At 72.2% G+C, this 7,907-nt stretch carries 7 protein-coding genes; all 7 read right to left on the bottom strand.

The features are described from left to right. Positions 1-295: 295 nt before the first annotated feature. Entirely contained in the window at positions 296-1,102 is an 807-nt protein-coding gene (locus tag AC07AB_RS01440) for a hypothetical protein (RefSeq protein WP_478558193.1), read from the bottom strand. A gap of 87 nt (positions 1,103-1,189) precedes the next feature. Further along, entirely contained in the window at positions 1,190-2,026 is an 837-nt protein-coding gene (locus AC07AB_RS01435; protein WP_478558190.1) for an RNA polymerase sigma factor SigF, read from the bottom strand. Positions 2,027-2,227: 201 nt separating this feature from the next. Continuing rightward, on the bottom strand, positions 2,228-3,253 hold the full coding sequence (locus AC07AB_RS01430; RefSeq protein ID WP_478558187.1) for an RNA polymerase sigma factor SigF: 1,026 nt from the start codon (positions 3,251-3,253) through the stop codon (positions 2,228-2,230). Positions 3,254-3,490: 237 nt separating this feature from the next. After that, positions 3,491-3,784, bottom strand: a complete 294-nt coding sequence (locus AC07AB_RS01425; RefSeq protein WP_478558185.1) for a Dabb family protein — start codon at positions 3,782-3,784, stop codon at positions 3,491-3,493. A 102-nt stretch (positions 3,785-3,886) separates the two neighbouring features. After that, the gene (locus tag AC07AB_RS01420; protein ID WP_169767194.1) at positions 3,887-4,051 is read right to left on the bottom strand and encodes a hypothetical protein; all 165 of its coding nucleotides are present in this window, start codon (positions 4,049-4,051) and stop codon (positions 3,887-3,889) included. A gap of 559 nt (positions 4,052-4,610) precedes the next feature. After that, positions 4,611-7,106 (bottom strand): ABC transporter permease, encoded by a 2,496-nt coding sequence (locus tag AC07AB_RS01415; protein ID WP_478558182.1) that lies wholly within the window; start codon positions 7,104-7,106, stop codon positions 4,611-4,613. Next, a complete protein-coding gene (locus AC07AB_RS01410; protein ID WP_478558179.1) occupies positions 7,100-7,858 on the bottom strand; it encodes an ABC transporter ATP-binding protein in 759 nt (252 codons plus the stop codon). The genes AC07AB_RS01415 and AC07AB_RS01410 overlap by 7 nt, the downstream gene beginning before the upstream one ends. Positions 7,859-7,907: the final 49 nt, after the last annotated feature.

Genomic DNA, 7,907 nt, shown 5'->3' with positions numbered 1-7,907 from the left:
TCCCCCCCCCCCCCCCCCCCCCCCCCCCCCCCCCCCCCCCCCCCCCCCCCCCCCCCCCCCCCCCCCTCGGTGGCCGGGAGCGGGGTCGGGGGGCGCGGGTGTGCTCGTCGGCTGGGGCAGTTTCCGCCCGTAGACCGGGGGCCGCCCGCCGCCGGGGAGGCTCAACCCTGGTGGTCTGAGGGCCCGGTATGCGCGATGTGCCTGGCCGGTTGGGCGATGGGGTGGCCTCGCCGCTTTCGTGGGTCTGTTCCTGGCGGAGTGCGATACGTCCCCGCCGTCCTCGCCGTCCCCGCCGTCACTTCCACTTCGCTGTGACGTCCCGCGTCTCGACGTGCATGCCCAGCGGGACGCGCCACGCGTCCACGCAGATCGGCCAGGTCTGTTCCTTCCGCTTGCCCCCTGCGATCGGTGCGGGCAAGGGGCGTGTCTGGCGGATCGTCACCCAGTCGACCCCGAGTGCGCCGATGATGTGGGTCTCCAAGGTGACGATGCCCTTGGTCACGGGCCTGCCCCCGGTGTTGGTGAAGGTGACGGTCACCTTCTCGCACCAGCGGTGGTCGGCCGGAGCGCGCTTCGGGGCGCTTACGGTCAGGGCCGCCGGGGTCGGCGGGCTGGATGGGCTGGGAGGGGTGGTGCTGGGGGTGCCTGGGGAGCCCGGAGGGCTGGGTGGTTTCTGCGGGGTGCCGGTGCCGGTGCCGGTGCCGGTGCCCGTACCCGCGCTCGTACCCGTGCCGGGGCTCGGGGGCGCGCTCGTACCCTTGCCCGGGCCCGTGCTCGTACCCCCGCCGGGTGTGCTGGAGGCGCCGACTCCACCGGGCGTGCGGGACGTGCCGCTCGCGCCCGGTCGCGAGTCCGTCGCCGTCCCCGTCCCCGCCCCCGTCGTACCCGGCGTCGGCCGATGGCTCGCCGCGCCGTCGCCGTCCAGCGGTACGAGCTCTACGCCGCCCTTCGGCGGTACGGCCGTGGCCGGGGCGTGGTCCCCGGCGGGGCCTGCCGCTTCGGCCGCGACGTAGCCGTCGCGGCCGCCGCTGCCGCAGGCGGTGAGCAGTACGCCGAGGCAGAGCGCCGTCGCCGAGGCGGAGCCGATCGTCGTCCGTCGCATCGGGCCAGTGTGGCTGACGGGGTGTCAGCTGTATAGGTGCTGTGTGGATAGCGGCGGTGCCGAGCCATGCGGCCCGGCCCGTCCCGTTCAGTCGGCGATAAGCCCCTCGCGCAGCGTCGCCAGGGTGCGGGTGAGCAGACGCGAGACGTGCATCTGCGAAATCCCGACCTCCTCGCCGATCTGCGACTGCGTCATATTGGCGAAGAAGCGCAACATGATGATCTGCCGTTCCCGAGGCGGGAGTTTGGCCAGCAGCGGCTTGAGCGACTCGCGGTACTCGACGCCTTCCAGCGCGGCGTCCTCATAGCCGAGCCGGTCGGCCAGCGAGCCCTCGCCGCCGTCCTCCTCCGCCGAGGGGGAGTCCAGCGAGCTGGCGGTGTAGGCGTTGCCCACGGCCAGGCCGTCGACCACGTCCTCCTCGGACACGCCCAGGCACACGGCCAGTTCGGGCACGGTCGGGGAGCGGTCGAGCTTCTGCGACAGTTCGTCGCTGGCCTTGGTGAGGGCGAGGCGCAGCTCCTGGAGCCGCCTGGGGACCCGCACGGACCAACTCGTGTCGCGGAAGAAGCGTTTGATCTCGCCGACGACCGTCGGCATGGCGAAGGTGGGAAACTCCACGCCGCGTTCGCAGTCGAAACGATCGATCGCCTTGATGAGGCCGATCGTGCCGACCTGGACGATGTCCTCCATCGGCTCGTTGCGGCTGCGGAATCGGGCCGCCGCGTAGCGCACGAGCGGCAGGTTGAGTTCGATGAGGGTGTCGCGTACGTACGTACGCTCCGCGCTGTCCTTGGCAAGCGTGGCAAGCCGCAGGAAGAGGGCGCGGGAGAGGGTGCGAGTGTCGATGGCGTCGCAGTCGTCAAGCACATCGTGTGGTGCGTCTTTGGTGAGGAGCACCTTCGAGCTGCCCAGTTCTACGGACATGCCACCCCCTTGAGGTCGCGGACGGGTTGCGGCAGCTTCCCCCGTACCCAGTCCGTACGGGGAGTGCAGCCTCCACCTGAATACCGGAGGCGGCGCTGCGGCAAACGCGGTTCCAGCAGAATGTCACATGTCGGCAACACGCTGTAGCGCCATGTCGACTTATCCGCCCCGAAGGAGTGGGGTGGGTGTCCCCCGCGTTGATTACGCCTCGATCCGATTTGCGGAACGCAGGCGTGCGAAGCTGCGCGAGAGCAGCCGGGACACGTGCATCTGCGAAACCCCGAGCTCCACACTGATCTGGGACTGCGTCAGGTTGTTGTAGTACCGCAGCAGCAGAATCCGCTGCTCGCGTTCCGGCAGTTGTACGAGCAGGTGGCGGACGAGGTCGCGATGCTCGACTCCGGCGAGCGCCGGGTCCTCGTACCCCAACCGGTCGAGGAGGCCCGGCAGGCCGTCACCCTCCTGCGCCGCCTCCAGCGAGGTGGCGTGGTACGAGCGGCCCGCCTCGATGCACGCGAGGACGTCCTCCTCGCTCAGCTTCAGCCGTTCGGCGATCTCGGTGGTGGTGGGGGAGCGGCCGTGCAGCACGGTCAGGTCCTCGGTCGCGCCGTTGACCTGCACCCACAGCTCGTGGAGGCGGCGCGGCACATGGACCGTGCGGACGTTGTCGCGGAAGTAGCGCTTGATCTCGCCGACCACGGTCGGCATCGCGAAGGTCGGGAACTGCACCCCGCGGTCGGGGTCGAACCGGTCGATGGCGTTGATCAGGCCGATCGTGCCGACCTGGACCACGTCCTCCATCGGCTCGTTGCGGCTGCGGAACCGGGCCGCCGCGTACCGCACCAGCGGCAGGTTGGCCTCGATCAGGGCGGCCCGCACCCGGGCGTGCTCGCTCGTGCCCGGCTCCAGCGCGGCGATCTCCTTGAAGAGGACCTGGGTCAGCGCGCGGGCGTCCGCGCCCCGGCGCTCGCGCCCACGGGCGGCGCTCTCCCGGCGCTCCTCCTCCGTCGGCGCCCGGTCCTCCTCGCCCGTCGGCGCCCGGTCCTCCTCGTCCGTCGATGCCCGGTCTTCCTCGCCCGCCGGCGCCGGGACCTCCTCCGACGGCTCGCGGACCTCGGCTGCTGTCCCCCCGCCCGGGGGCGTCGCCTCATGGCTCCCGGCCGCGGGTCCGCCCGGAACGCCGCTCCGGCTCTGGAGCGGCGTTCCGGGCGCGGTACGGGCCGACATCCTCACGCCACCCCTTCCCCTCATGGTCTAGGTGTCCGTCAAAAGCGGTCATAGCATCACAAGACATGTGCACTGTGTGCAAGCACCTCATAACGACGTGTTGGTTCGTTAGTTGGTTCGCTTGTCCGTCTGTCGGGTGGTCTGCCGGATGCGCCGCCGCCGGTCGAAGGGTGTACGAAAAAAGCCCCGCGTTCTCGGACAGGAGTCCGAGAACGCGGGGCCCGGTGGGCCGGCCCGTCAGAACGGGTAGTCGGCCATCACCCAGGTCGAGAATTCCTTCCACAGCGCGACGCCCGCCTGGTGCGCCGGGTGCTCCAGATAGCGCTGGAGCGCCTCGGCGTCTTCCACCGACGAGTTGATGGCGAAGTCGTACGCGATGGGGCGGTCGGCGATGTTCCAGCCGCACTCCCAGGAGCGCAGATCGGGGATGAGCCCGCCCAGTTCCTCGAAGGCGCGCGCGCCCGCGATGACGCGCGGGTCGTCGCGCGTGACGCCCTCATGGAGCTTGAACAGGACCAGGTGGCGTAGCACGCGGATGTCTCCCTGTGGACGGCGCGGAGCCGGTCGTGTGACCGGTCGGGGCGTTCGATGGGGCCCGGTCGTTCGACCGGTCGGGTCGTTCGACCGGCCGGGTCACTTGATCAGCTGGGTCATGAACTCGCCGACGCTGTGCGCGGCGTCCGAGATGGCCTGGAAGCCCATCTGGACCAGTTCGGCGGCCCGGGGCGGGGAGGTGATGATCGTGTACAGCACGAAGATGACAACGATGATGAGGATTATCTTCCTCGCTTGCGCCATGCTGCACTGCCTCCCCAACTGTCCCCTCTGTCTCGCGTGAGTCTATCCACACGAATGGACGAGTCGTCGGTCCGCATCCGTGCGCTGATGTCATCTTTAGGGACCAAAGGCCCGAGGAACGAGGTCCTTTGCCCGCTGGCCCCGCCCCCGAAAGGGAGCAGGATGGAAACGACCCCACCGGATCTGGCAGGAATCCGAGGGGCGAGGGACATGGGCCTCACTGCGGGGCCCGGCCGCGCACTTCCCCCCCTGAGCGCGGTCAGGGCTTGGAGGCCGTGTCCTCGTCGGGGGAAGCGGCTTGTCCCCCCGATGCCGCTTCCCCCGTCCTTCTCTTCTTCTTGCCCTTCTGTTCTCTTCCTTCTTTTCCTTCTTTCGCGGGCCGCGCTGGTTGTGCGGTCCGTTTTCTTGTGGGGTCCGTGCGGGGGTGCGGGCCGTCTGCTTGCCCGGGAGCTCTGCCTTTGCGGGCCGCCCCGCCCCTGCCCGTACGAGCCCGCCGCCCCTGCCCGTACGAGCCCGCCGCCCCTGCCCGTACGGCCTCCCGATCGGACGTCCGTACGCCTCAGCCCGCCGCCGACGTCATCCGTACCGCCGGCGTGCGCATCGTGTACCAGGCCGGGGCCACCGTGGCCAGCAGCGCGATGACCGCGCAGGCCGCCGCGATCCCCGCCACCGGCCCGGCCGGGATCACCACCGGTGTACGGCTGACGATCTGCCGCAACGCGATCCACAGCCCGCCCAGGCTGAGCGCCGCCACCCCCGCGGCCAGCACCACGCCCACCGTGACCACCAGCAGCGCCTCGGCCGCCACCACCCGCAGCACCTGAGCCGGGGTCAGCCCGGACAGCCGCAGCAGGGCCAGCTCGCGGGCGCGGTGGCGGGTCGACATGACCAGGGTGTTCGCGATGGCGACGCCGGTGTAGAGGACCGCGATGCCGCCGATGACGAGCAGGGCCAGCCGGGTCTCCTCCGCCTTGCGGGCGTCCACGCGCGCCGTCCACTGCCCGAGCGGCACCGCCTTGGCGAACCCGTCGTGGGCCGCCGCGGCCACCGCGCCGCGGGCCGCCGCCGGGTCGGTGCCTGGCCGCAGCTTGACGTACACCGCGTCGGGCAGCCGCGTACCGGCGTACCGGGGGCTGACGAAGACGCCGCTGTCGCCCAGTCCGGTCTTGAGCACGGCCGCCACGCGCAGCGAGACCTCGCGGCCGTCGGCCAGCCACACCGTGACCTTGTCGCCGACGGCGCGGTTCCAGGACTCGTCGACCACGATCGTCCTGTCGTCGAAGTCCGTGAGCGTGCCGGAGACCACCGGGAGCTTCATCACGGCGGCCAGCGCGGACGGGGTGACGGCCCGCGCGGGGTAGGGCAGCAGCGGGGCGCCGGCCGGGTAGAGGAGCGAGTCGGGGCCGGGGACGGTGAAGACCGTCGTCGGCGTGGTGGCCGCCGCGTCCACCCCGGGCACCGCGCGGACCGTGTCCACGGCGGCGCGGCTGAGCCCCGGCGCGTGCTGCGGGACGACGACCATGTCCGCGGCGCGCACCTGGTGTTCGACCTCGTTGGAGCGGGCCGTCTGGATGGAGCCCGAGGTGCTCCACAGTGAGCAGGCCAGTCCCACCGTGATGAGGACGGGCGCGGCGGTGGCGGCGGTGCGCCGGATCGAGGTCAGGGTGGAGGCCCGTACGAGCATGGTGCCCGCGCCGCGGCTGCGGGCCAGCGGGGCGGTGACGGTCCGCGCGATCAGGGGGATGACCACCGGCGAGAGCAGCGCGAAGGCGAGGATCAGCGCCGGGGCGGCCATCGCGGTGAACCCGGCCCAGTACAGCGGGGGCAGCAGGGGCGAGCCGACCAGCAGCGCGATGGCGCAGACCAGGGCGGTCAGCCCGAACAGCCGGCGGCTCATGGTCATGGCCTTGCGGTCGGCCTCGCTGTCGTGCAGCGCCTCCAGCGGCCGGACCCGGCCCGCGCGGAAGGCCGAGACGCCGGCGCCGAGCCAGGCGAGGAGCACGCCGAGCGCGAAGGCGGCGAGGATGAGCAGGACCGACATCCAGGACAGTGGGACGGAGAACCACTCCGGCGCGATCCCGTGGCCCGCCAGCCAGTCGGCGAGCAGTGGACCGCCGAGGACGCTCAGGGCGCAGCCGGCGGCGGAGGCGGCGATGCCGACGATCTTCGCCTCGCTCAGCACCAGCCGCCGCACTTGGCGGGGGGTGGCGCCGGCCAGCCGCATCAGGGCGAGTTCGCGGCGGCGCTGGACGACGGAGTAGGAGAAGGTCGAGGCGATGACGAAGACGGAGACGAAGGCGGCGACGCCGGCGGCCATGCCGAGCAGGGAGCTGACGCCGACGAGGGCCTCGGAGTCCTCCTTGGAGCGGGGGTCGGCGTCGCGGCGGCCGTCGCCGGTGAGGACCTGGGCCTTGTCGCCCACGGCCGCGCGCACCGCGTCGGCGGGCCCGTACGAGGCGACCGCGTCGACGCGCGGGGAGAGGCGGGCGGCCTCCCGCTCGCTGAAGAAGAGGGCGTTCTCGAAGGAGACGGGGGCCGTGACGCCGGAGACGGTGTAGGTGTGCGGCCGTTCGGAGGTCAGCACGGTCACTCTGTCGCCGGGCCGGGCGCCGCCGAAGCCGCCGACGACGATCTCGTCGTCGGCGGTGGGCGGGTGCCCGGCGGTCAGCCGGTAGGGGGCGAGGGCCGCCGACGGCCAGGAGTGGCCGACCTGCCGGCCGGGTCCGGCCGCCAACTGGGCGGGGAAGCTGCGGTCCAGCACGGTGCGCCCGGCCGTACGGGCCTTCGCGACGAGCGCGCCGGACAGGCCGCGCGGCTCTTCGAGGGGTTCCTTGTTCCGGCCGCCCCAGGGGTCGGGAACGGTGAGGGTGGGGTCGCCGCGTACGACCACGGGGGCGGCGGCGAACCGGCCGGGCCCGCGGTCGGGGCCGGTGGCGGTCGCGGCGAGTACGAGCCCCATGGTGGACAGCAGCGCCACCCCGAGCATGAGCGCGATGAACGGCCCGACGAAGGCGCCCCACCTGGTGCGCAGGGTGTGCCGGGCGAAGCTCAGCATCGTGTCGTTTCCATAGGGGTCATCCGGGCCGCGACCTCCGCGGCGGTCGGCGCTTCGAGGCGGCCCGCGATCCGGCCGTCCTCCAGGAAGATCACCTGGTGTGCGTACGAGGCCGCCACCGGGTCGTGCGTGACCATCACGATGGTCAGCCCGTCGTCGACCATGTCCCGCAGCATGGCGAGGAGTTCGCGGGAGTTGGTGGTGTCCAGCGCGCCGGTGGGCTCGTCGGCGAAGAGCACCTCGGGGCGGGTGATCAGGGCGCGGGCGATGGCCACGCGCTGCTGCTGGCCGCCGGAGAGCTCGCCGGGGCGGTGCCGGGCGCGATCGCCGAGCCCGACCGACGCCAGTACGTCCCGGATCTCGGTGGCCTTGGGCCTGCGGCCGGCCAGCCGCAGGGGGAGGGAGACGTTCTGTTCGGCCGTCAGCGACGGCAGCAGGTTGAAGGATTGGAACACGAAGCCGATGCGGTCGCGGCGGAGCAGGGTCAGCGCGGTCTCGTTCAGCCCGGTCAGGTCCGTGCCGGCGAGGACCACCCGGCCGCCGGTGGGCCGGTCGAGGCCGGCGGCGCACTGGAGCAGCGTCGACTTGCCCGAGCCGGAGGGGCCCATGACGGCGGTGAACGACCCCTTGGGGATGGAGAGGGTCACGTCGTCGAGGGCGGTGACGGAGTTCGGCCCGGTGCCGTAGCTCCTCGACACGGAGAAGAGCTGTAAGGGTTCGTTGGCGTCCATGGGGATTTCGTTGGCGTCCATGGGGATCAGGAAACACGCGGCGGGCCGGTCGCCGCACTACCGCAGGGAC

The sequence above is a fragment of the Streptomyces sp. NPDC044033 genome, assembly GCF_056434425.1.
The sequence above is the reverse complement of the archived record's forward strand: the minus strand, read 5'-3'. Positions and strand labels throughout refer to the sequence as shown.

Excerpts from the sequence above, each read along its gene's own strand:
- AC07AB_RS01435 (WP_478558190.1), bottom strand. The coding sequence starts at position 2,026 with ATGTCCGTAGAACTGGGCAGCTCGAAGGTGCTCCTCACCAAAGACGCA.
- AC07AB_RS01415 (WP_478558182.1), bottom strand. The coding sequence starts at position 7,106 with ATGCTGAGCTTCGCCCGGCACACCCTGCGCACCAGGTGGGGCGCCTTC.
- AC07AB_RS01440 (WP_478558193.1), bottom strand. The coding sequence starts at position 1,102 with ATGCGACGGACGACGATCGGCTCCGCCTCGGCGACGGCGCTCTGCCTC.
- AC07AB_RS01430 (WP_478558187.1), bottom strand. The coding sequence starts at position 3,253 with ATGTCGGCCCGTACCGCGCCCGGAACGCCGCTCCAGAGCCGGAGCGGC.
- AC07AB_RS01420 (WP_169767194.1), bottom strand. The coding sequence starts at position 4,051 with ATGGCGCAAGCGAGGAAGATAATCCTCATCATCGTTGTCATCTTCGTG.
- AC07AB_RS01410 (WP_478558179.1), bottom strand. The coding sequence starts at position 7,858 with ATGGACGCCAACGAAATCCCCATGGACGCCAACGAACCCTTACAGCTC.